Here is a 21,658-nt window from a genome sequence, read left to right as displayed (position 1 = left end):
TTACACAGTCAGGTGACGGTATAGCAACAAGATGGGACCACTCATCCTCAAGACTAAATTTAATGAGAGAAACAAATGAAAGTTAAACTATTAACCACGCTCGTTACTGCTGCTTTAATGACAGCTTGTTCATCAGATTCTTCATCTCCAGAAAGTGATTACAGAACCATTACTGTTGGTTTTGACTACGGGTTAATTATCGATCCTATGGCCACAGATGTTGCAGGTTCTGCTAGCGATCATTTATTAACTGATGATTATTACCTTCTTATTAACGGAGTTGATAATAAAGAAGAAGCGATTGGTCCTTTCAGTATTGATGATAGTTATACCTTTGAAGTAAGAGATGGTTACCATTTAGAAGTTGTACATGGTGAAATCTTAGAAAAGTTAGAAGCTGAAGTCACAGATGAGTATTCTGTAGCGGGAAATATGACGGTTGCGACAGATATCGATTCGTACACAATGACGCTTGAGAATAGGCATTTTACTTATGTGACGGTTGATTCAAGTGAAAAAATCGACAACATTAAGGTTAATGGTGAAGAGCTATATGACAGCGAAGAGAAAAGCTACTTTCACGCATTCGTAAATGGTGAAACATACATTATCGAAGGGGTTACAGAAATGGGACCTTTCGAACAAGAATTAGATGCTGTAGTAGGCCAACATCATAAGTGGTACATCATTGAAGGTGATGGTGGTTTCGAAATTGAGAACGATTGGGATATTGTTGATCGACCTGCTGAGCCTCAAGAGCCAGCTATTCCAGAGCCGGATTTTAGCTATAAGGGGTTAGAATTGGTAGCCCTTGATCTTGAAACTGCTACTTATACTGCAATTGTAAATTCTGAAGCGTTTCCACAGACTGGTTTATTAGTGCCTTCTGATGTTTCTATTGCACAAGTTAAATTTGAAGCATGGATGAAAAAAGACGATGAATTATATGGCTACACCAATATTTGGCTATCTGATGGCGTTGCAACTAAATGTGCGACCATTTTTAGCGATGAAACTGTGAAGTATTACGACACGAATTCGTGTAGTGCTGGAGACGCTGAGAACTTCAACTCTTGGGCAGAGTTTACGGAAGAAAGAAGCGAATTAGCGTTTCAAAAAGGACGTCATGAGTTTGGCTTAGGCTTGGTGAACATTATTCATCGTAATGCTCAAGCTCAAGAGGATGATGTCGTTCAAGTACATATGTCATATGACGTTATTGTAGAAGAGGATTGTGATTATCATCGTGTTGATAATGGCACGTGCGTAGGACAAAGTGTGGAAATAAAAAATACCCAGTCACGTACTTCAGTTGGTATTCAAATAGAAGGCTTTGAAGCAGGCGTGACAACGTTATCAGAGTTAGCTAACCCGCAAGTTTCATTAGAGAATGAACAAGACGCGTTCATTAACTTTTATTGTAAAGCAGGGCTGCAAGCAGACAGTATTAGTTATCAATTAACTCAAGATTGGGACACATTTACAAAAGCTAACCAAGATTGTGAACTTGTGTCGTATCAGGGGGTTGATGCGTTAGGTAGTCATGCGGTTCTAAGAAGTGGCAGCACGACACTAAATCAACATCAATTTAGCCTTACTAATTTCGAAATTGTTAAACAGTAATCGGCCTAGAGCTTGATTAATGAGGTATTGATTGTGTTTCAATACCTATCTACCTAAATTTTAGCCATTTGGTTGCTCACGCCCAGTACTTTATTGTGCTGGGCTTTTTTGTGAACTCTCATCAAATACTTGTGCAATAAGGTGGCTAAGCCAATTCATTAATGGACTAGAACGGTTTTTATAGTGGATATATGTAGCAATGTCTTGCTGAAGCCATTTTTCTTTGTTTTTAAACTTAATAGCACGTAATTGAGGGTAAAGACTCATATCAAGAAAGCCAGATAAAGGCACAATCATGTCTGTTTTACTCACGGCCTCAATAACAGCAGAAGGCAGTTCTGAACGAAACTTAATTGAGTAATCTAGATTATATTTTTCAAAGACTTGTTGAGCAAAAGTGCGAGTGGCATTCCAATCTGCTGCGATGATAGTGGCAAAGTCAAATTCGGCAGCTTCAGGGATAGTGATAATATTCTTTTTACAAGGGTGCCCATTTCTCACATAGCATTTAAACGTATCTTGAGCTATGACAGTTTCAGAAATCTCTCCAGGTAACTGACTTACTTGATAATTAATTCCTAAATGTATTTGATCTTGTTGAATACTAGCTAAAGTGTCATTAGACCATTTATACATATGAACTTTGCAGTTTGGTGCCGCAGCATGAATTATGCCATACAGCTTACTGCCGATACTGTTGAGTAAGAATGAAGAAAGGGCAATATTTAGCGTGTCATCTAACGCTTCAGGTGAAAAAACATTGGCACTGTTAATCGCAATTTCAAGATTTTGGTAGATTGGGCTAACACTTTTATAAAGCTTGTCAGCAAATGATGTAGGTTCAAGGCCAGTAGATATTTTCACAAACAACTCTTCATCAAAATGATGGCGAAGCTTTTGTAGTGATTTACTGATAGCGGGCTGAGTGACGAATAAACGATTGGCGGTTAAACGCATATTTCGTTCTTGGTACAAAATGAAAAAGACATGTAACAGGTTCAAATCAAGGTTCTGAAATAAATTTTTAGCCATGGTTTTGCCTTTCATTTTGCTGGTGAATCTAATCTAGCAGTTATCCTCTACTTATCTCAATTTATAGTTGTATTTTATAAAGATTTTTCCCTTTTGCAGTTAATTGTCGGTATATTAATTGTGCAATCAAATGGATTAATCGTTGCTACTGTTCGCAGCGAATTCAGCACAGCCCGTTATACTCAATATTACGCCAGCTAAGACTAAGGAAGGATAATGATTAATTACGCCAGTCATCGATGGTTTCATAAGCTTTGCATTAGCTTGACGCTTTGGATTTGTTCCTTTTCTGTATTTGCTCTCGAATGGCCTCAAGAAGTCGAAACCAAGTTAGGAACATTAGTTGTTTACCAACCGCAGCCAGAATCGCTTGAAGGTAATGTGCTGCAAAGTCGTGCGGCTATGTCGTTTGAAGTGAAAGACCAAGCAGACCCAGTATTTGGCGCTTTTTGGTTTAGTGCCAGAATCGATACAAATGATGATGTCACTACGGTGCGCAATATTCAGGTGACAGAAGTCCGCTGGCCGTCATCAACTGAAGAAGATCAGCAAACCTTTACCGATACGGTATCTGAAGCATTAGCGAGCACCAGTTTTGAAATCTCAATGGCACGCCTTTCTGCAAGTTTAGAAACCGCAGACCAAGTTAAACGCAGTTTAGATAATATTAAAAATGACGCGCCAGAAATTATTTTCAGCTCAAGGCTGAGTGTGTTGCTGTCTTATGATGGCGAACCTCAATTCCGTGATATCGACAATAGTGATTACGAGCGAATACTGAATACGCCATTCGCAGTGGCTAGAGATAAAAAGTCTAAAAAACTGTACTTGAGCAGTGGGACTTATTGGTACGTTGCGGACGATCCAATGGGGCCTTGGCAAGTCACTCTTTATCCACCTGAAGACTTGGTCAGTATGGTTAATACCGAAGATGACGAGCCAGCTAAAAGTACGGCTAATGCGCCGCAGATTATTACTTCTGATGAACCAACTGAGTTAGTCTCGACAGATGGTGCCCCTAAATGGCTGAGTCTGATTGATGGTAAGTTATTGTACGTTAGTAATACCGAAACACCGTGGATTAGAGAAACCAGTTCAGGCGACATGTATGTTTTGCTTTCTGGACGCTGGTTTAAGTCGAAAAAACAAGCTGGTCCTTGGGCCTTTGTGAGAGGTGATAAGTTACCTGAAAGCTTTAATGATATTCCACCTGAGTCTGATATTGGTGGCTTGAGAGTATCAGTTGCTGGCACTGATGAAGCTAATCAAGCGATGCTCGATGCGCAAATTCCACAAACTGCAGCCATTAAACGTGATGAAGCCAAGCTAGAAGTCGAATATGACGGCGAACCTAAGTTTGAAGCTGTAACTGGCACAGCTGTTTCTTATGCTGTGAATACCTCTACCCAAGTCTTGTTGATTAATAAGGTGTATTACGCCGTTGATAATGGTGTGTGGTTTACATCAAAAACGGCTAAAGGTCCGTGGATTGTTGCTGATGAGATCCCGAATGAAGAAATCGCGCAAATACCGGCTAGCTCACCTGTTTATAACACGACCTATGTGCAAGTTTATGATTCAACCCCAGAGGTGGTGTATGTTGGATATACCCCTGGTTATATGTGGTCGTATCCATACTATGGCGTACCAATTTACGGTACGGGCTGGTATTACCCACCTTATTGGGGCCGCTATTATTATCCTCGTCCACCAACCTGGGGCTTGCATGTTGGCTATAACCCTTGGACAGGCTGGAATGTGGGTGTGACATGGAGTAATGGTTTTTTCCGTGCAGGCGTCGTGTGGGGCGGAGGTTATGGTTATCATCGACCTTATCGTTGTTGTGGTGGTTACTATGGTGGCGGTTATCGCCGTCCTGTAGTGATCAATACTGGTGACATCAACATTGGGAACAGTATCAATGTCGGTAATCGTACTAAAATTTCCAATAGAATGAATAAAGCTAATATTAATGGTAATCGAGTCGGTCGAGATAACTTATATCAACGCCCTGCGACCCGAGATCGGTTAGCCAGCCCTGCAATTGCTAATCAAAACCTTAAAAAAGCGACGCACAACAAGAATCGTACAAATGATGTGTTTGCCGATAAGCACGGCAACGTGGCTCGTGATAATCAAGGTAAGTGGGAAAATCGCAGTGATGGTAAATGGAATACTGCGCCGTCTACTCGTGATTTGAGTAAACCTAGCAGTGTAAGCAAGCCTTCAACTTTGCCGTCTAGTCGTCCATCGACTCAGCCCACGTCTAGGCCTTCTACTATGCCGTCAAGTAGGCCGACAACACGACCTTCAAATATGAATAATTCAATTAACCGTAGCCGTCCTACTGGCGGCTTTGATCATCAAAGTTTGAATCGTTCACGACAAGCTCGTCAATCCGGTATGGCAAGAGAAGGTCATGCTAGGGGACGTCGCTAGTTCAGATGAATAAAGCCTGTTTTTACAGGCTTTATTCACTTCTGCATCATTGAAATAAAGATTGAAATCAGATGTTAATAATGGAATGGATTTATGTGGAACACACTTAAAGCTTATCGCTCATCGATAATTCTACTTGTGGCGTTAATGCTGGGTGGGATGTTTGGTTTTTTACTGCCAGAAATGGCAATAAAACTTAAACCTATCGGGCAAATTTTTCTGAATTTATTGTTCATGATTATCGTGCCATTAGTTGCAGTTAGCGTTATGTCATCGATTGCCAAAATGACAGACTTAAAAGCATTAGGGGCGATTCTCGCCTCGATCATGGCGGTATCGGTAATGATGGCTATGATCCCCGCAATTGGCATTGTGTTGTTAGCACTGGCTTATGATCCTGCTCAAGGCGTGACGCTTGAGCTTAAAGAGACTGTGGAAACCGCAGGGAGTATGGATTTTGTAAGTTTATTGACAGCGAATGATTTTGTGGGGTTATTGTCTAAATCGAATATTTTGGCATTAATTATTATGTCAGTGATTAGTGGCATTGCCATTGGTCAATCAGGCGAAGATGGACGTAAAGTTTCTGCGTTATTGGATAGCTTAAATACAGTCATCATGAAAATCATTGCCATATTAATGTATCTTGCGCCTATTGGCTTAGGGGCCTATTTTGCTGCCACTATGGCCAGCCAAGATGCAGAGTTAATGGGCACCTTTGCCCGTGCCGTAGGATTATTCTTGGTGGCGACTCTGGTCTACCTCACCTTAGGGTCAACAGTATACGCATGGCTTGGTGGTGGTATTCAGGGAGTAAAGCGCTTTTGGCAACATATGCTGGCACCAGCAGTAACAGCATTGGGCACCAGTTCATCACTTGCGACCTTACCAGTCAATATTCGCAGTGCCAGCAAAATGGGCTTGAATGAGCAGATTGCTGAGATAAGTTTGCCGTTATTGGTGAACTTAAATAAAGGCGGTGCAGCAATGATCACGGCTTTGAAGATAGTGTTTATATACTCGTTACTGGGGATGGAGTTTACCTCTGAGGTATTCATGCTCACCATTTTAATTTCGGTATTGTCTGCGTTTGTGATTGGCGGGGTGCCGGGAGGCGCTTTTCTTGGAGAAATCTTTATTGTCACCACCTTGGGACTGCCCCTTGAGGTGATCCCTATTTTGGTGATTCTGGGAGCAATTACAGATGCGGCATCAACCGTGATTAACGTAGTGCATGATTTAACCGCAACGCAGATTATTGAGCGAATTAATGGTAAACAATATCAGGCCGAATCAGTCGGTTAAATCGTTTATCAATCAGCGTGTTTTATTATCTAAATAACCAGGTTTGATGATTGTGAGAATGGCTTTTACTGCTTATTGCTATAGGCCATTCATTGCAACTAGAGTAACTATTCAGTTTTCGACGCTAATGGTTGAACAGTCTTTGAGCATATGTAACAATGCGCATCAAATTTTGTAACATTATTTTACACTTAGCTCATGCAACATTATGTAGATTAATTGACTAAGTATGAGAAAAATAAACGTCATTTTAAGGCGTATAACAGATGCTAATGCGTGATGACATGACTGAGCCGCGTTTCTATACGCAGTTTTATTATCGTAAATTAGCGAAGTAACCTGAGCATGGAATCTCAATGAAATTACCTTTTCGTCATTTACTGTTTCTGGTGATGACTTTTATGTCAATAATCCCCATTACAGCAATTTCATTTTGGTCTGCAAATTCTGCCCTCGAAAACGAATATAAGATGGTCTATGACAAGCACTTATTGCTTGCCAATAACATTACCACGGCATTAAATCGATATGCTGTGGATGCCTTAGCCATATTTACTGCGGTGACCAATACCAGCGCCAACAAAGCTGAATTAGATAATGATATGCAGCTGCTATTGAACTCCATTGATGTCGCATCTATTGCCATGTATCAGCCAAATGGTCAGCGTAAAAGGGTGCTTTTGGGCTCAGAGCAAGCTCAACCTGAAGACTTAACCAGCGAGCTCAATCCTTTTGAGTTAACAGGGCTAGCGCAAGCACGATTTACTCCTGTACATAAACAAGGTGTCGCTGTGCCCACTTTGTACATGATCCGTCAAACCGCAGATGGGAATATTTGGTTAGCTACCTTAAAAGCGACTTATATTGAACAAGTGCAAAATGCGGTCATTTTTGGTGAGAAAGGACATGCTGCTATTGTCGATCAGTTAGGAAATGTATTGGCGCACCCAAATAAACAATGGCAGTCTGAAGCTAAAAACATCAGCAAGATCAGTATCGTTCAGCAAATGATGGCGGGAGAGTCTGGCGTGAGCCAGTTTTATTCACCTGCAGTGAAAGCAGATATGATTGCGGGATTTGATGTTGTGCCAGCAACAGGTTGGGGCGTGATGATACCGCAGCCATTGACTGAGTTAGATCAACGTGCATTTGATGTGATTAAAGTGACCTTATTGATTGCGTTTGTTTCGTTATTGGTGTGCTGCGCTATTAGCTGGTGGATTGTTGGTTTAATCACTCGCCCAATTGATATTTTAACGGCTAAAACACGCCTTATTACCGAAGAGGCTAGCGATACTGTTTCTCGACGTTATCGTGGTTTTCATACTGCTGAATTTGCCAAGTTATTCGATAGTTTTAGACAAATGTCATTAGAAATTCGTAATGGTCGAGAAGAGCTAGAAATTAGAGTCGCACGCAGAACCGCTGATTTGGCTCAAGCGCAGGCTAAAGCGCTTCATTTAGCTAACCATGACACAGTGACTGGGCTTGCCAACCGTGTGGCAATCAGGGAGCAAATAGCGTCGTTATTGCACGAGAGTAAACACTTTTCTTTATTGTTTATAGATCTCGACGGTTTCAAAGCCGTCAATGATCAATACGGCCACAAAGTCGGTGACATCTTATTGAAAACCTTGGCTGACAAGGTCAATAAACATTTGTTCATTGATGATGTATTAGCTCGATACGGTGGCGATGAGTTTATTGTGCTGATGCCAAATATGGATTCTATCGTGGCAGCTGAATGTGCCGCTGAAAAACTACTACAATTATTCAGTGAACCATTGATTATTGAGGATAAAGTGATAGCAATTAGCGCCTGTATTGGGCTTGCGCTATCAATAGGGAAAGATAAAGACACGGATAGCTTAATTCATCGTGCTGATACCGCAATGTATCGTGCAAAACATCAAGGTAAAAACCAAGTTGCGGTGGCAAGTTGATGGTGCTTTGTTGTTATTTTTGGAGGGGATATGCGCAGTCTCTATATGCCTAATAAGCCTCAGCAGATGGCTTGTTTTTCTAAACGTGAGCAAGGGTTTAGTTTAATTGAGCTTGTCGTTGTGATTATTGTTTTGGGCATTTTATCTGTCATTGCTGCGCCGAAATTCATTGACTTAAAACAAGATGCTTACGCAGGTCAAATGCAAGGCGTGTCAGGTGCCATTGGTAGTGCTAAAGAGCTCGTTCACTCAGCGTGTGTTATCAGTCGAGATTGTGACTCAACTGCGCCAGCAAGTGGTAGCAATACTATTGTAGTTGAAGGTGAACGAATAAGTTTAGCTTATGGTTATCCAAGAAACACTGAAGCGGGTATAGCGCGAGCAATAAATATTGTTGATGGAGATGACTTTGAACTGACCCGTTACAATATTGGTGGCCGAAGTGGCTTACGTATCAGGCCTGCTGCAGATTACTCAGTGAATGACTGTGAAATTCGTTACTCAGAGCCTCAAACTGCCATCGAAACCCCACTAATTGAGAGGGATCTTGCTGGCTGCTAGTTTGCTAGTTTGCTGGTTTTGTTTAGTACTCTGCTTGGATTCGATCAATAAAAGTGTGGATGTCATCAGCATCAGTATAAATATGTGGTGACACTCGTATTCCCATATTACGTGCATCAACGCTGATATTATGCTTTTTAAGCATTGTCATAATATGTTGTTGTCGCGCTCCAAAATCTAAAATGACTGTTGCGCTTTGGCGTGAAGCATCTCGCGGTGATACCGTAAAGTCAGCAAGGGCCTTAGTGAGTTTTTGGATCATTTGTTGATTGTGCTGGCGCAAATGCTCAATGCCGATACGGTGGAAATATTGCAGACTATTTGTCGCAATAGCGTATGGCGAAATCGAAGGCGTTCCTCCCCAAAACCTCAGTGCACTCGGGTGATAGCTAAAGTGATGGATATCAAACTCGAAAGGGTTTTCATGGGAAAACCAGCCGACATCTTGCGGGCGACAATTTTTTAATTGCCACGGGTTAATCCATAAGTAAGCAGCGCCCGGGCCTGAGCATAACCACTTAACACTAGAGCCAATCATAAAATCTGGGTTCAGTTCGCTTAGGTTAATGGGAATAATCCCAGCTGACTGAGCGACGTCAATTAAACTCAGGCAACCTTGCAGCTTTGCGTGGTTAATTATATGGCGAATTGGTGCCTGTTGACCGGTATTGGAATAAACATGGCTAATAAAAACTAAGTCTACATCCTCGCTGATATGCGACTGCCAAACAGCTTCATTGGTGATATCTAGCTGTTTAGGAATAAAACGAATTTCACAGTCTGGTAATGCTTTCTTTATTGCAAATCCCATACTCGGAAAGTCAATTTCACTCATTAAAATGACGCTATTACGACGTTGCAATCGAGGAATGGACATCACTAGCTTAGTGAGTCCACTTGACAAGTTTACCTGGGGGCAAAACGCATCGGCTTGGTGATGAAATAGTCTAGCTAGGGCGTGTTGAAAATCGGTTATTATTGTAAGCCATTGCTGCCAAGGCTCAATATTGCTTTGTTGCCACGGCGCCCAGAACGCTTCCCCGAAGGCTTGTTGGGCACTAATAAGCGGCCTGCCCACCGAATGGCTGAGCAAATATGTGCCATCGGCTAAACAAAAGTCCTGTTTCAACGTGTCGCTCATGCTTTGTGATTGATTCATTTTAAGCTGGCCTGTAATGTTTTTATATCGTCAAAACGAGTGTGAATATCATCACGTTTGTTTGCTGCACGGCGGTCTCGAAGCTTCTCTAGCGCTGCAATCAATACTGGCAATGGCGGACCACTGGCGGTGACTTTTGCCATATGTTGTTGTGCCATGTCGGTAGATGGCTGGCTAATATACTTACTTACAAGTTGGTCGTGATGCTGAATGGCGCCTTGACCATGGCGTTGGCACACCACAAGAAATTGTTGCAGATTTTTTTGATACCAAGCTTGTTGACTGGCTGAACGTTGAAGTAAGAAGTCATCCATGATGCTTTGACGGCGCATGCAGTCACGTAAAATCCGCTGATCCTCAGGCATCATGTATAAAAATTTATCGACTAAAAGTTGAGAGTAAGATTGGTCGTTGGCAGCACATAGCCCTAGCTGTAAATCAATCACATTGATACCCGCAAAGTCACCCGCATTGGCGCCACGATAAACCTGTGAACCTACTCGATAGGGTTTGTAATAAGGTCTAACACAATAGAAAAATCGGTCTGCATCTAATTTATTGAATAAGCGGCTATTTGAATCTATAACTTCAGATAATGCCTGTTCTGCGACGGTTAATAGGTCGAAGCAAATCGGGTGGGAAATACCTAAAGGTTGGATTTTTAGTAGGGCATCAGCTGCCCGTTTATATGCCAAAATCCCTTTGGTGTTGTAGTCGACAAATATCTGCTCGTCTTCGAGGCTGGTAAAGCGTTTATATGTGCCATTAAGTGCACGGTTGTGGGTGGTTAAATGTGCGGTTGCGAATCTGGGCGTGACACCAATAGAGGCGCCAATATGCATCGCTAATGCCGATGCTTGTTTCAGAGGCGAGTGGGTTTCTCTGGAGGGCTCTGTAATTTCATGACGACGACACGCTGCCATAAATAATCCCACATTACCGAGCAAATCGAAGGCACTGTCAAATCCTTGATCGGTATTGCCTTCCTCCAATAAATGACTGATTAAGTCATTACCTTGAGTGAGTAACACTTGTTTTATGTCATCGCCAATACCTTCGACATTGTTTTTATCAGCTTGCTCAAAATAGGCCTGCTCAAGCTGATCATTTATCGCCACAAATCGATGACGGATCCATTCATCAAAAGCTTGGGTATGGCGGGTCGGTGTTTTCATCGATGACACTCTTATGCTGGTATAGGTTTAATGTAATGGGATCTAGGCTAGCATTATGCCGTGGGGGAAATTCACCAAATTGAGTGGCTAAAAATTCATCTTTGCGCAGGAATTAACTCAAAAATGTGATAATTTGAGTGAAATTCACTCATTTCAAGCTGGGTTACTCACGATGGATAAAAAGGATCGACAATTACTCAATGTGCTACAGCATCAAGGTCGTATTGCGATATCTGAGTTAGCTAATCAACTAAATATGTCAGACACTCCCTGTTTACGGCGAGTGAAAAAACTCGAACAGCAGGGCGTCATTATTGGGTATGGTGCCCACTTAGAACCTAAAAAGTTGGATTTAAATGTCGTGGTATACGCTTTTATTCGATTAAAAGAAAATTCTGATAATTCGGCGCGCTTGTTTGAGTCTACTGTTGCTCAATTGCCACAAGTTATGGCGTGTTCTGTGGTGACAGGAGCATATGATTACCTATTAAAAATTGTGGCAGCCGATTTATTGAGTTATGAGCAATTTGTGAAGTCAGCTTTAGGGAGCATTGATTGTGTTGCTGGGATTGAATCGACTGTGGTGCTTAAACAAAACTTCAGTCGTACTGTGTTACCCATCTAACCTTTGAAAAGGCTGTAGAACATAGGGTGAAATTAAGAGATTGCAGTCTTAAGTTGATGTAATACTGTTAGTTTATACGATAGGCTAGGTGCAATATTGCCTCTGGGTTTTTAGTGAACACTCAATATCATTTACTGGGTGGTTGCAAATGATAGACGTTGTTGGAAATGGACTTTGAATGAAAAGCGTTAACTTTGCTTGGCTTATTTTAATAGCATTATTGCTTATGAGTGGATCTATTCAGGCTAATGTATTTAATACTCAAATTAGTATCCAATGTAATCATTGTCGTACAGATGCCGATTTTCACCATGCGGCGCTTAATGCTTTACAAGATAGAGAGCAAAAACAGATTGATGTTGTCAACTTTAGTCACTTTGAGGTGCGACGTTTTGATGTCAAAAAGCTTGAAGTGGAAGTATGTAGTGATTACCGCCGCTCGGCAACAAAGGGGTATTGTGAGCTCTCCGATTACTCCACGATAAAGCGCCTAACATTGCCACACATTGTGCGTGAGCAATACATTGTATTGGCGGAATATCTACTACAACACGATTTCTTTAGCCCGTTTAATATACAGGTTGATCCAAACCTAGTTGCTTCAGCTTGGACCTTGTTACAAGATAAATACCAAGCACAGGTCGTTAAAATGTGGCAGCAAGATGCCTCATTTACGTCACTTTATCAGCGCTGGCAGGCCGGTAAATTCATGACGAATCAAATGGGGTTTACCTTTAAGCATCTGTCACCCAATTTGGTGTTTCATTTTGCTGATCAATCTCGGTTTGATGCGATTATTGATACACAGGCGATAAATGCGACAGGGGGTGATGAAGCTGCAATTACCGCAGCTGAGGTTACCCGCTTAGGTGTTGATAATATACTTAACGTTGAGTTTACCTATTTAAATGATAGGCATGCTAACCACCTAGATGCCACGCAGGCTGAGCCATTAGATGATGGTGACTTGTGGTCCTTTCGCTCTGTCGATGATGCAGACTTTATTGCGATGAAACAAAAAGCAGCGCAATTGAGTTTACAGGTTTTACAGCAAGATACTGCCACAGGTATTAAGGTTAATTTATCAGCCTGTAAAGCAGACTCTCGACCTTGTAATCAATAACGAACGATTTAAAAAATAAAGAATAATAACAATAAAAATGACAGTAAGCCGCCACAAATCACCGGATAAATAATATAACCGTCCGTGGTGCGTTTAGCTCTTTTGGTACAAAGCTTACCGAGAATTAAATTAAAACCCAGAAGCAATGCTAAGGTTAACAGCCCTTGGCGAAAAGTCATTTTACTGATTGTTGAGGTCGTATAAATCAGTAAAAACCATTCCAACAATATCAGATAAAGAAAGAGCTTTTGTAAGCCATCAGGTCCTTTTCTTCTATCTCTGGCGCGCATAATTCTCTCCCTATCGTTTACGACAGAAACATTAGTGATTCAGTGGTTTACGGTCGTTACGCTTTGGCGTTATTGATATACACCAAGAGTTTGTTGATGTCGTCTGGCTTTGATTTCCACTTGCCGCCAATAAAGTTTAATCTTTGGTTAATTGGATACTGTCGCATAATGGTAAATTCAAATAAGGATTGCTCCACTTCGAGCCAAATCGATTGATTTAGCTCAAGCTGAAGAGGAGTGATTAATCCTACTCCGCCTAAGCTAATATCTTTGATATTGGCAATCCCTAACTCTTGAGTGATAAACCAGATTTTTTGATGTAACTTTACGCTGATCCCATCGCAAGCTTGTGCGAGCTCTTCATTGGACTCTCTTAGACTGTGTCTAATATGATCTCGGTTATCTGTGACAACAGGTGCTGTGGTCTCCTCGCGTTGCTCTCGCTCAATAAATTCCGTCACCTGCTCTTGATCTGTATTCATTAGTTTGGATACCGTGTTCTTGGCATGTTTTGTTCGGCAGCTTTGATTGCTGAATCAACTTTAAGATTAATATCTTGATTATCTTTACTGTGGCGGCTTTGTAGCCCTGTCATCATCCTCAGGCTGTCTTCAGCCTCTTGGGTTAATACCAGTAGCTCAATGCGCCTGTTTGCCGCCGCTGCAGGTTCGTCTGGAACATAAGGCGACTGATCTGCCATGCCTGTAACTTGTACGACTTGCTTATAGTCAACACCACCGGCCTCAAGAATACGTCTAGCAAGTAATGCACGTTGGCTCGACAGCTCCCAATTGGTGAATGTACTACCGGCAAATGGCAATGAGTCGGTATGGCCAGAAATACTCAAACCGTTATTGATTTGCCCTAGTAGTTCACCCAAAGCCAGTAGTAAATCTTCAAAGTAAGGTTGGATAGTGGCACTGCCACGGGTAAACATGAATTGCTCAACATTGTCATGAACAAGAATTCGAATCCCTTGAGGCACTATTTGTAAGTTCACATTGGCGCTCATATCGACATTGGCAATAATCTTGTCGATTTCGCGCGCCAACAACTCTAATTGTGCTTGGGTTTCAAACTCACCCGGTAAGATTGAGTTCAACTCATTACCTTTGCCTGACGGAGAGCTTTGTTCACCTAGAGCGTGACGCTTATCGATAGCGATATCATTCTTACCTTGTCCTGCTGATGGCACGATAGAGGTTTCGATACTCATGCCGCCTTCTAAATCGATAATGGACGATGAGTTGCTTAAATCAAACGGGTTTATTGGGCCCGATGAGAACATGTCGCCTTTGAGGTATTGCACGATTAAGGTGCGTTCTCGTTGATCGGCCACTTGCATGATCCACAACACCATAAACAATGCCATCATGGCCAAGGTAAAGTCGGCAAAGGCCACCTTCCAAGCGCCGCCATGAGCGGCATGTTTTTTCTTACGCTTTTTCCGGCTAATGATCACCGGTTCGGGTTGAATTGCCATTAGCCACGTTGCTCCTCAATCCAGCGTTCAAGCTCAATAAATGAAGGACGGTTTTCTGATTGAATCTGTTTACGACCGGCATCAAGTGCGAGCATCGGAGGTTTGCCTTTAGCAAAGGCGGTGAGCGCGGCCGCAACACAACGCAGTTGTGCACTTTTACGATCGACTAAATGTTCAAGAGATTTCGATAATGGGTCAAAAAAACAATAACAGGCGAAAATACCAATAAAGGTACCGACCAGCGCGGCAGCGACTTTGACGCCAATCATGGTAATTGGACCGTCAATATTAGACATGGTAATGATAATGCCCATTACTGCAGCTAAGATACCAAACCCTGGCATGGCTTCAGCTATTTTGGCTAAAGCATGAGAAGGCCTAAGACTGTCTTCTTCAATCCGTTCAATCTCCTCAGCTAGCATATGTTCTAGATCGTGAGGTGACAGCTTACCAATCGACTGTAAGCGCAAGTTGTCGATGAGGAATTGCAGTACTTGAGGGTGTTCAAGCACTGCTGGGTACATTAAGAAAAGGGAACTTTCGTTGGGCTTATCGATATGTTCATCAAGAACTTTTAGCCCTTGAGATTGGATTTGGCTCATTAGCATACCCATTAAACCAAACAACTGCGGGTATAGCTCTGGATCTTCTTTTTCGGTTGAGAAAACAGATTTGACTTGCTCAACCATTTCATCGAGAACGGCGCGGGGAGAGGCGATAACTAATGCGCCTAAACCAGCGCCAAAGATAATTAGGATTTCAGCAGGTTGCCATAATGAGGTTAGGCTGCCCCCTGCCCATACATATCCACCAAATACTGAAAAAATAATGATCGATATCCCAATTAACTTGCTCATATTTCCTGCCTGGTATTATCGCTCCCACTGTTGATATATTTGCTGAAGATTCGCAATAGCCTGTTTATGTAGTTGGCATATTCGTGTTTCAGTTAAACCAAGAGTCGCAGCGATTTCTTTTAAATTAAGTTCATGTTGATAGTAAAGCGACAGGATTACTTGCTCTCTTTTGTTTAATTTCGAAATTGCTTTAAATAATGTGTCTTTATTGGTTATTTGCTCAATAAAGCAACTCTTATCCTTAAAGTTAACCCCTTCGGTTAATAACTCATCAAGACTCTTCATTGACTCTGATTGAGTCGCAAATAAGCGATCACGGTACTGTTCCTTATTGAGACCTAAGGACTTAGCCACTTCGACATCAGTTGGTTCACGGCCAAGTTCTCTGATGAGCTTTCTGACCGTGTCATTGAGTTCATGTGCTTGCTGTCTTACTGGACGAGGGCGCCAGTCTTGGCGGCGCAATTCATCTAAAATAGCGCCGCGGATCCGTTGCCCTGCAAAAGAAATAAACCCATTGTCATATTCACCCGGATAACGTCTTGCTGACTCAAGTAAAGCCATCATGCCTATTTGTTCCATGTCCTCTATGGCCAAAGCTGCACCGCAATGGGTTCTAAGGTGAGACACTGACTTCTTAACTAACGGCAAGTATTGCTGCATAACCTGCGCTTCAGATAAGCGGTGGACATGCTTCTCTTCAAAAGCTTCTTGATAAGCGAGTTGACCGGATTGCATATGACAGCCCCTTTTATTGAATAACCATTCTGGTAAATAAAACGTCGTCTAATTCAATGGAAAAATTGTTTTCAGTTAGCACCGTTGCCAATAACACTTGCGCTTCGGTTTGCAGTAATTCCAGTTGGTGGCTGGCATGAAGTTCTTCATATTCTTTTTGGGAAAACATTTTCATCAGTGCATTTTTTATCAGTGGATCAGCATCTCGAATGATGTTGGCAGCATCATCAGATCGGCTTTTTAATGCCATCTCTAATAACAAATAGTGCGAGGTGTCTTTACCCGGCACCGAGAATATGAATTTTTCGAGCGGGTAAAATTGCGCCACCTTAGGCGCGGGTTCAAAGGCGGTGAAAGGCTCGCCGAACAACTCTGGTGACTTCCAACCTACCCAGAATATCCCTGCAGACCAGGCAAGAAATACCATAGTTAATCCGCTTAATTTCCCGATTTTTTTGCTACCTATAGCCATTGTGTTTTTCCTTTGTTAAGCGAGTAAATCAACTTGTTCAGGCTTTAATGAGTCTGATTGAGTGAGTGAGCTAACGTCTTGTTGCTCATGTTGTTGATTCGCTTCTTCTGAAATGAATTGCTGCGTTATTGGGTCACGCGATGTGTGTTGCTGCTCTGATGAGGTGTCCGACATTTCAAAATCAATTTGACCACCATGTTCCATTTCTAAATCATGACGCAGTCTCTCTAACCCCATTTGTAGGGCATCACGTACGCTATTGTTGGCTGCGTGCATTTGAATATGTAGCCGATCACCATCAAGGCGAATATTGAGCTCTACTTTGCCAAGTTCAGGTGGGTCTAAACGCAATTCAGCAGATTTAATTTGCTGATCAATTTGAAACCTGAGTTGATCCCGAAGTGGAGAAAGCAGCTCGTTCGACTGCTGTAACATGGGCGCAGATTGAGACACTGAAACAGGGCCCCACTGGCTCGTTGCTTGTGTTTTAGCTGCGGTTTGACTGAGTTGGTTAATGACTTGGTTAATATTATCTAACTCTGTGCTTACCCCGTCAGTCACTGGCGGTGTTATTGCCGCTGCTGGAGCCATATTGAGGTGCATTTCCATCGCAGGCTGCATGCTTTGTGGTGCCAAGGAGGTTGTTACCGATGTCGGCTGTTGACCATTGGGCAAGCCAGAGGCTAATTGATTAACCTGGGCTTGTGATGGCGCTGACGACTGGCTAACTTGCTGGTTTAGTAAAGCTAAAAAGTCACGTAATTCAGGGCTAATTGATGATGGAGAATTCGCGCTATTTTGCATTAACGAAAGTTCGCTTAAAACTGACTTAACTTGCTCTGAAGCTAGAGATAATGCCGCTGGATTTTTACTATCAAACTCATTTGTTAATGCCGATAACGCCCCTGCAAGATAGGGGTTTTGCTTTATCTCACTGATAAGGTGGGCAGGGATGTGGCTTATCGCACTATTTTGTACAGTCACATTTTCTTGAGGCAATGTGACGACGTTTTTATCTGGTGAGACAAGGGATGATGGCAAGGGCATAACAAATCCCATATCGCCTTGAGATTCATGCTCAAAATCTGATTGTGTCTCACTTGAAATGCTAAAAGGTTGCGATGACGAATGACTCGCCATCGCAGATAAATTGGACACATTAGTTATCATAAATTTCACCGCAAAGACTGGTTAGCTTATAAGCTGAGATACCGTCTTTTGTTGCTTGGAACTGCTTCATCTCTTTATTCAGCAAGTCTTTTTCTGCTGTAGCCTGAGCAATCACCAATTGATGGGTTATTGAAAGGGATTGGCGAGCCAATAATTGCTGCTGAGTTTTGGGCTTACCCTGAACGGTAAGCGCCATCATCATTAGCTCATTAACTTTTTCTACCTTCTTCCAGTCTTTTGCTTTGGCATATTTAATCAGTGCAGCTTCAAATTGCTGCCACTGATTAGTTGAGGTTGGCCCAGCCGGCTCTGACATCTGTAATTACCTTAATGACGGGGGTAAGCTCAGTGACGCTGTTTTCAACACTAGCGGTCACTAATTGACGACTGCAGTAGTCGTAGAGGCGGTTTAGTGTGATGGCGACTTCACCACCATTCTCTAAATCCAACATCGAATCCAAACCATGAACAATGTTGAGACACTTGTTGACACTTTTCCCTTTATCTTCATAGCTTTGTCGCTCCATGTATCCACTGGTACGCTCAATTTCTTCCAGTAAACCGTCCAACAACATACGCACCATTTCATGGGGATTAGCTGAGGCGACTCTGGCGTCTAGTGTGGTTTGCTTGTAAGCATTAAAAGGATCGTATTCGTTCAACATTGTTCATTTTTCCTAATTAAAATAGGCCACTAGCAGTGTTTAGCTTGTTAATGGTGTTTTCCATTGCGGTAAACTGAGTGAGTAAAATTTGGTAGCGTTGACTCATCCGTTGATCATGACGAGACATGTTGTCTTCGATTTGCTCCACTTGAGAATCAAGGTTCTTTTGCTTTAAATCGATATAGCCATTATTTTTAGTGAATGGGTCGATGATTGAATCGATACGATCAATGTAACCACCGTCAGCGGTAAACATTTCTTTGATCGCATCTGAGTCACTGCTAATGGCTTGAGAGAGCTTTTCATCGTCGACAGACAGCTTGCCATCACGACCCATTTCAATGCCGATATCAGAGAGGCGCATGCCATTGGGGGCTTCATCGAAAATGGCGTTACGAACACTGTTTTGCAGCATACGCAGGCTTGAATCGCCTTTTAAAATACCGATCTGATCTTCGCCGACTGATGAGTTTTCATCATCATCGTCTTCATCGTCATCATCTTTGTCTTTGTCGCCATTAATATCATCTAAAACCGAGCTCCCCATTGAGCGGGTGAGTTGGTTTAGTTGCGTCATTAATTCATTGAAAGAATCAACAAAATCATTAACGGCTTTTTCGGTGCCTTCGGTATCGTTACCTATGGTAATCGTGGCGCTTTCACCGACGTTATGGGCTTTTTTCAGCTCGATATTGACGCCATCAATGACGTTATCGAGGTAATTGCTGCTACTGGTGATATCAATGCCATTAAGGGTAAACTCGGCATCTTGGGCTTTAATTCTTTCTTGAGTACCCCAGTCAATGTCATCCATCTCCATGGTGACAATGTTGTCTTTTCCGGTTTCATCAGATGTCAGCATCAATTCAACTTGACCACCTGTTCTGACTAAAGAAGCTGTGACACCAGGGTTGTCAGGATGATTATTGATTGCATCACGTAAGTCACTTACCGTTGCGTTACCAGAAGCGTTAAGCTCAGCCATATCAATGTCGATGCTATTGCCACCGACATCGATGCTGACTACACCAGTGGTTGGTAGAATTTCATCTTCACTTGTGAAGGATTTAGTGATTTGATGCGCTTGAGCCAGCTGCTTAACATATAAATCGTAAACGCCAGCAGGTGCATCACTGTCTACTGTGATGGTGGCACTGTCATCGCTAATTTCAGACGTTTTACCTTCGAAGGCATCACCGTTTAAGTTTTCCAGATTACTGGTCATCTTGTTTAAGGTGCGTTCTAAAATTTTATAAGCATCAATTTGTGCTTTGCTGTTATCTAAGTTGTTTTTAAATAAAGCATCTTTACTCATTCGTTCTGCAGCAACTAATTGCTCGGCAAATGAGGCGGCACTCATACCTGAAATCATGGCAACTCCTATTGGCTAACTAGCTTAAATGGCAATCTTTATGCCAATGACTAAGCTGTTGTTTGGTAATCTTTTATTGTTTGCTTGTCGGCTAGGTGACTTCCGTTTTATTGAGCCGGGTGGAAGCTGGGCTTCCGTTAGTTTGTCTATTATTTACAATTATGTTTAACAGTGGTTCAAAGCGACCATAAATCGTTGCAACTGAATTTAAGTTACTGATTATTATCGTTGATAGTAAACTGCAGACTGCAACTTATGCTGGGAGGGCGTTAAAGATAAAAAAGAAGTTGAATTGTAAGAGTTCTTTTAAATAGGTTGCTGAAGATACTTCACTTATCCCTACTCATGGTCGCCTTTTCATATATAGATCCGTTTTAAAAGGCTAACAATCGTGAAACAATCCATAGTTAAACCCAATTTTGTCAAAAACTTTAATTGCATTGGAGCGAGTTGCGAAGACAGCTGCTGCTTTGGTTGGAATATTCAGATAAACAAAGCAAATTACAAAAAAGTGATTAAACATCCAGAGTTAAAAGACTTAGCTGTTGTGGCGCTGAAGAAAGTCAAAAAAAGTGAGCATCATTGGGCGCAAGCAATTTTAGATAAACAAGGCGGGTGCCAATTTCTTGATGAAAATAGCTTATGCCAAATACATGCAAAAGCGGGTGAGCAGTACTTGAGTACAACCTGCCAAACATATCCTAGATTGAGTCGAGGTTGCGATGGTAACCGTTATGAAAGTCTTACTTTATCTTGTCCTGAAGCTGTACGTATGGTGCTGTTTAAGGATGATGCGTTTATATTTGAAACAACAACATACCAAAGTAAGCAGTTGACTAAAGCGACCCCGTTGTGGGCTCGTATTACGTACGACTGCAGCCTACAATTGTTGCTCAAACCTGGAATGCCACTTGAGTTAAGTTTACTTGCTATCGGCGTTCTGATGAATACGGCTGAATCAGCAATGAAGCATCAAGCTCCAAGTGAAAATATTGAAAATATGTACCATCAATTGGATGCTTTGTCGGACTCTGGCGCTCTTAAACAGCATTTCGATGGCTTTGATAGTGATAATAAGCAGCATAAATTACATGCGTTTAGTTCCATTCATCTATGGCTGAATACCAATAGCGTAAGGCGTGGTCGAGAGCGGTTCGAACAAATCAACCTTGCTATTAAAAGCTTAGCTGATGAAGAAAAGCGGTTCTGTTTTGATAAAATTGATGGTATTTGGCAGCAACAAGTTTTACCTCTTTTGGCACAGTATCCGACATTATTTCAACGCTATGGTTTTTATTATCTTTATCAAATGAACTTTCCGGTTATTGATAAGCTTTCGCCTTCTGAAGCGTATCGATTGATGATGGCTGACTTTTTTATGCTTAGAATTTACTTAACTGCGATGGTGAATTATCGAGGTGAACTTACAGAAGCTGATTTAGTGATGTGTTTTCAGGTGTACCATACTCAACGCCAGCATAAGCAAAATTTTAGTCGGTACATTATTAACTTATTGAATGAGTGTGGTTTTGTAGATGTTCCCTCTATAGTTTCATTATTAGCTGCTCAGAAATAATTGAGGGTATTTTTAAATGTAAGGTTTGATATTAATTAAATCAGCAAAAC

General features: G+C 41.9%; 21 protein-coding genes. 8 read left to right on the top strand and 13 right to left on the bottom strand.

Annotation, left to right across the window (positions count from 1 at the left end; all coding sequences use genetic code 11):
- Positions 1 to 75: 75 nt before the first annotated feature.
- The gene (locus tag AB4128_RS00695; protein WP_372036306.1) at positions 76 to 1,623 is read left to right on the top strand and encodes a hypothetical protein; all 1,548 of its coding nucleotides are present in this window, start codon (positions 76 to 78) and stop codon (positions 1,621 to 1,623) included.
- 90 nt (positions 1,624 to 1,713) lie between these two features.
- Here AB4128_RS00695 and AB4128_RS00690 read toward each other — a convergent pair whose 3' ends face one another.
- Entirely contained in the window at positions 1,714 to 2,655 is a 942-nt protein-coding gene (locus AB4128_RS00690) for a LysR family transcriptional regulator (RefSeq protein WP_372036305.1), read from the bottom strand.
- A gap of 216 nt (positions 2,656 to 2,871) precedes the next feature.
- Between AB4128_RS00690 and AB4128_RS00685 the strand changes: the two genes are divergently transcribed.
- The 4 genes from AB4128_RS00685 to AB4128_RS00670 all read left to right on the top strand — a co-directional run bounded on the left by AB4128_RS00685 (position 2,872) and on the right by AB4128_RS00670 (position 8,903).
- Positions 2,872 to 5,094: a carbohydrate-binding family V/XII gene (locus AB4128_RS00685; RefSeq protein WP_372036304.1), complete on the top strand. Its 2,223-nt coding sequence runs from the start codon at positions 2,872 to 2,874 to the stop codon at positions 5,092 to 5,094.
- Between the two features lie 93 nt (positions 5,095 to 5,187).
- Positions 5,188 to 6,399, top strand: coding sequence for a dicarboxylate/amino acid:cation symporter (locus tag AB4128_RS00680; protein ID WP_282167527.1), 1,212 nt, complete (start codon positions 5,188 to 5,190; stop codon positions 6,397 to 6,399).
- Positions 6,400 to 6,755: 356 nt separating this feature from the next.
- Positions 6,756 to 8,342 carry a sensor domain-containing diguanylate cyclase gene (locus tag AB4128_RS00675; RefSeq protein ID WP_055025345.1) on the top strand — a complete coding sequence of 529 codons (1,587 nt, stop codon included), beginning with the start codon at positions 6,756 to 6,758 and terminating at the stop codon, positions 8,340 to 8,342.
- 30 nt (positions 8,343 to 8,372) lie between these two features.
- Positions 8,373 to 8,903, top strand: a complete 531-nt coding sequence (locus tag AB4128_RS00670; RefSeq protein ID WP_055025344.1) for a type II secretion system protein — start codon at positions 8,373 to 8,375, stop codon at positions 8,901 to 8,903.
- 22 nt (positions 8,904 to 8,925) lie between these two features.
- On the opposite strand, the gene AB4128_RS00665 is transcribed toward AB4128_RS00670, so the two are convergent.
- Together AB4128_RS00665 and AB4128_RS00660 are read right to left on the bottom strand one after the other, a co-directional pair.
- Complete coding sequence (locus AB4128_RS00665; RefSeq protein ID WP_372036389.1) at positions 8,926 to 10,044, bottom strand: aminotransferase class V-fold PLP-dependent enzyme; 1,119 nt, start codon at positions 10,042 to 10,044, stop codon at positions 8,926 to 8,928.
- A gap of 14 nt (positions 10,045 to 10,058) precedes the next feature.
- Positions 10,059 to 11,237, bottom strand: a complete 1,179-nt coding sequence (locus tag AB4128_RS00660) for a monodechloroaminopyrrolnitrin synthase PrnB family protein (RefSeq protein WP_372036301.1) — start codon at positions 11,235 to 11,237, stop codon at positions 10,059 to 10,061.
- A 172-nt stretch (positions 11,238 to 11,409) separates the two neighbouring features.
- Here AB4128_RS00660 and AB4128_RS00655 point away from each other — a divergent pair, with 172 nt between their 5' ends.
- Together AB4128_RS00655 and AB4128_RS00650 are read left to right on the top strand one after the other, a co-directional pair.
- Positions 11,410 to 11,862: an Lrp/AsnC family transcriptional regulator gene (locus tag AB4128_RS00655; RefSeq protein WP_372036387.1), complete on the top strand. Its 453-nt coding sequence runs from the start codon at positions 11,410 to 11,412 to the stop codon at positions 11,860 to 11,862.
- A gap of 178 nt (positions 11,863 to 12,040) precedes the next feature.
- Entirely contained in the window at positions 12,041 to 12,985 is a 945-nt protein-coding gene (locus AB4128_RS00650) for a hypothetical protein (RefSeq protein WP_372036298.1), read from the top strand.
- Positions 12,986 to 12,993: 8 nt separating this feature from the next.
- Here AB4128_RS00650 and AB4128_RS00645 read toward each other — a convergent pair whose 3' ends face one another.
- Genes AB4128_RS00645 through fliD form a run of 10 tightly spaced genes read right to left on the bottom strand, consistent with a single transcriptional unit; the run spans position 12,994 to position 20,032 of the window.
- Entirely contained in the window at positions 12,994 to 13,275 is a 282-nt protein-coding gene (locus tag AB4128_RS00645) for a hypothetical protein (RefSeq protein ID WP_055025340.1), read from the bottom strand.
- A gap of 56 nt (positions 13,276 to 13,331) precedes the next feature.
- Positions 13,332 to 13,757, bottom strand: a complete 426-nt coding sequence (locus AB4128_RS00640) for a hypothetical protein (protein WP_055025339.1) — start codon at positions 13,755 to 13,757, stop codon at positions 13,332 to 13,334.
- Positions 13,757 to 14,758: a flagellar motor protein MotB gene (locus tag AB4128_RS00635; RefSeq protein ID WP_055025338.1), complete on the bottom strand. Its 1,002-nt coding sequence runs from the start codon at positions 14,756 to 14,758 to the stop codon at positions 13,757 to 13,759. Before AB4128_RS00635 ends, AB4128_RS00640 begins: the two co-directional genes overlap by 1 nt.
- On the bottom strand, positions 14,758 to 15,615 hold the full coding sequence (motA, locus tag AB4128_RS00630; RefSeq protein WP_055025337.1) for a flagellar motor stator protein MotA: 858 nt from the start codon (positions 15,613 to 15,615) through the stop codon (positions 14,758 to 14,760). The genes AB4128_RS00635 and motA overlap by 1 nt, the downstream gene beginning before the upstream one ends.
- A 15-nt stretch (positions 15,616 to 15,630) precedes the next feature.
- Positions 15,631 to 16,353 (bottom strand): RNA polymerase sigma factor FliA, encoded by a 723-nt coding sequence (locus AB4128_RS00625; protein WP_055025336.1) that lies wholly within the window; start codon positions 16,351 to 16,353, stop codon positions 15,631 to 15,633.
- Between the two features lie 13 nt (positions 16,354 to 16,366).
- Positions 16,367 to 16,825 carry a flagellar basal body-associated protein FliL gene (fliL, locus tag AB4128_RS00620; protein ID WP_055025335.1) on the bottom strand — a complete coding sequence of 153 codons (459 nt, stop codon included), beginning with the start codon at positions 16,823 to 16,825 and terminating at the stop codon, positions 16,367 to 16,369.
- A gap of 15 nt (positions 16,826 to 16,840) precedes the next feature.
- On the bottom strand, positions 16,841 to 17,995 hold the full coding sequence (locus AB4128_RS00615; protein WP_372036294.1) for a flagellar hook-length control protein FliK: 1,155 nt from the start codon (positions 17,993 to 17,995) through the stop codon (positions 16,841 to 16,843).
- Positions 17,985 to 18,311 carry a hypothetical protein gene (locus AB4128_RS00610; RefSeq protein WP_055025333.1) on the bottom strand — a complete coding sequence of 109 codons (327 nt, stop codon included), beginning with the start codon at positions 18,309 to 18,311 and terminating at the stop codon, positions 17,985 to 17,987. Before AB4128_RS00610 ends, AB4128_RS00615 begins: the two co-directional genes overlap by 11 nt.
- Positions 18,280 to 18,660 (bottom strand): flagellar export chaperone FliS, encoded by a 381-nt coding sequence (fliS, locus tag AB4128_RS00605; RefSeq protein ID WP_055025332.1) that lies wholly within the window; start codon positions 18,658 to 18,660, stop codon positions 18,280 to 18,282. Before fliS ends, AB4128_RS00610 begins: the two co-directional genes overlap by 32 nt.
- Before the next feature lie 16 nt (positions 18,661 to 18,676).
- Positions 18,677 to 20,032: a flagellar filament capping protein FliD gene (fliD, locus tag AB4128_RS00600; RefSeq protein ID WP_372036292.1), complete on the bottom strand. Its 1,356-nt coding sequence runs from the start codon at positions 20,030 to 20,032 to the stop codon at positions 18,677 to 18,679.
- A gap of 391 nt (positions 20,033 to 20,423) precedes the next feature.
- Between fliD and fliB the strand changes: the two genes are divergently transcribed.
- Positions 20,424 to 21,608 carry a flagellin lysine-N-methylase gene (fliB, locus tag AB4128_RS00595; protein ID WP_080914652.1) on the top strand — a complete coding sequence of 395 codons (1,185 nt, stop codon included), beginning with the start codon at positions 20,424 to 20,426 and terminating at the stop codon, positions 21,606 to 21,608.
- Positions 21,609 to 21,658 lie beyond the last annotated feature (50 nt).

The organism is Shewanella sp. 10N.286.52.A9 (assembly GCF_041468985.1).
Classification (GTDB): Bacteria; Pseudomonadota; Gammaproteobacteria; order Enterobacterales; family Shewanellaceae; genus Shewanella; species Shewanella japonica.
The sequence above is the reverse complement of the archived record's forward strand: the minus strand, read 5'-3'. Positions and strand labels throughout refer to the sequence as shown.

Excerpts from the sequence above, each read along its gene's own strand:
- fliL (WP_055025335.1), bottom strand. The coding sequence starts at position 16,825 with ATGGCTATAGGTAGCAAAAAAATCGGGAAATTAAGCGGATTAACTATG.
- motA (WP_055025337.1), bottom strand. The coding sequence starts at position 15,615 with ATGAGCAAGTTAATTGGGATATCGATCATTATTTTTTCAGTATTTGGT.
- AB4128_RS00615 (WP_372036294.1), bottom strand. The coding sequence starts at position 17,995 with ATGATAACTAATGTGTCCAATTTATCTGCGATGGCGAGTCATTCGTCA.
- AB4128_RS00680 (WP_282167527.1), top strand. The coding sequence starts at position 5,188 with ATGTGGAACACACTTAAAGCTTATCGCTCATCGATAATTCTACTTGTG.
- AB4128_RS00645 (WP_055025340.1), bottom strand. The coding sequence starts at position 13,275 with ATGCGCGCCAGAGATAGAAGAAAAGGACCTGATGGCTTACAAAAGCTC.
- AB4128_RS00660 (WP_372036301.1), bottom strand. The coding sequence starts at position 11,237 with ATGAAAACACCGACCCGCCATACCCAAGCTTTTGATGAATGGATCCGT.
- AB4128_RS00670 (WP_055025344.1), top strand. The coding sequence starts at position 8,373 with ATGCGCAGTCTCTATATGCCTAATAAGCCTCAGCAGATGGCTTGTTTT.
- AB4128_RS00695 (WP_372036306.1), top strand. The coding sequence starts at position 76 with ATGAAAGTTAAACTATTAACCACGCTCGTTACTGCTGCTTTAATGACA.
- fliD (WP_372036292.1), bottom strand. The coding sequence starts at position 20,032 with ATGATTTCAGGTATGAGTGCCGCCTCATTTGCCGAGCAATTAGTTGCT.
- AB4128_RS00690 (WP_372036305.1), bottom strand. The coding sequence starts at position 2,655 with ATGGCTAAAAATTTATTTCAGAACCTTGATTTGAACCTGTTACATGTC.
- AB4128_RS00665 (WP_372036389.1), bottom strand. The coding sequence starts at position 10,044 with ATGAGCGACACGTTGAAACAGGACTTTTGTTTAGCCGATGGCACATAT.
- AB4128_RS00640 (WP_055025339.1), bottom strand. The coding sequence starts at position 13,757 with ATGAATACAGATCAAGAGCAGGTGACGGAATTTATTGAGCGAGAGCAA.
- AB4128_RS00685 (WP_372036304.1), top strand. The coding sequence starts at position 2,872 with ATGATTAATTACGCCAGTCATCGATGGTTTCATAAGCTTTGCATTAGC.
- AB4128_RS00675 (WP_055025345.1), top strand. The coding sequence starts at position 6,756 with ATGAAATTACCTTTTCGTCATTTACTGTTTCTGGTGATGACTTTTATG.
- AB4128_RS00650 (WP_372036298.1), top strand. The coding sequence starts at position 12,041 with ATGAAAAGCGTTAACTTTGCTTGGCTTATTTTAATAGCATTATTGCTT.
- AB4128_RS00625 (WP_055025336.1), bottom strand. The coding sequence starts at position 16,353 with ATGCAATCCGGTCAACTCGCTTATCAAGAAGCTTTTGAAGAGAAGCAT.
- AB4128_RS00635 (WP_055025338.1), bottom strand. The coding sequence starts at position 14,758 with ATGGCAATTCAACCCGAACCGGTGATCATTAGCCGGAAAAAGCGTAAG.
- AB4128_RS00610 (WP_055025333.1), bottom strand. The coding sequence starts at position 18,311 with ATGTCAGAGCCGGCTGGGCCAACCTCAACTAATCAGTGGCAGCAATTT.
- fliS (WP_055025332.1), bottom strand. The coding sequence starts at position 18,660 with ATGTTGAACGAATACGATCCTTTTAATGCTTACAAGCAAACCACACTA.
- AB4128_RS00655 (WP_372036387.1), top strand. The coding sequence starts at position 11,410 with ATGGATAAAAAGGATCGACAATTACTCAATGTGCTACAGCATCAAGGT.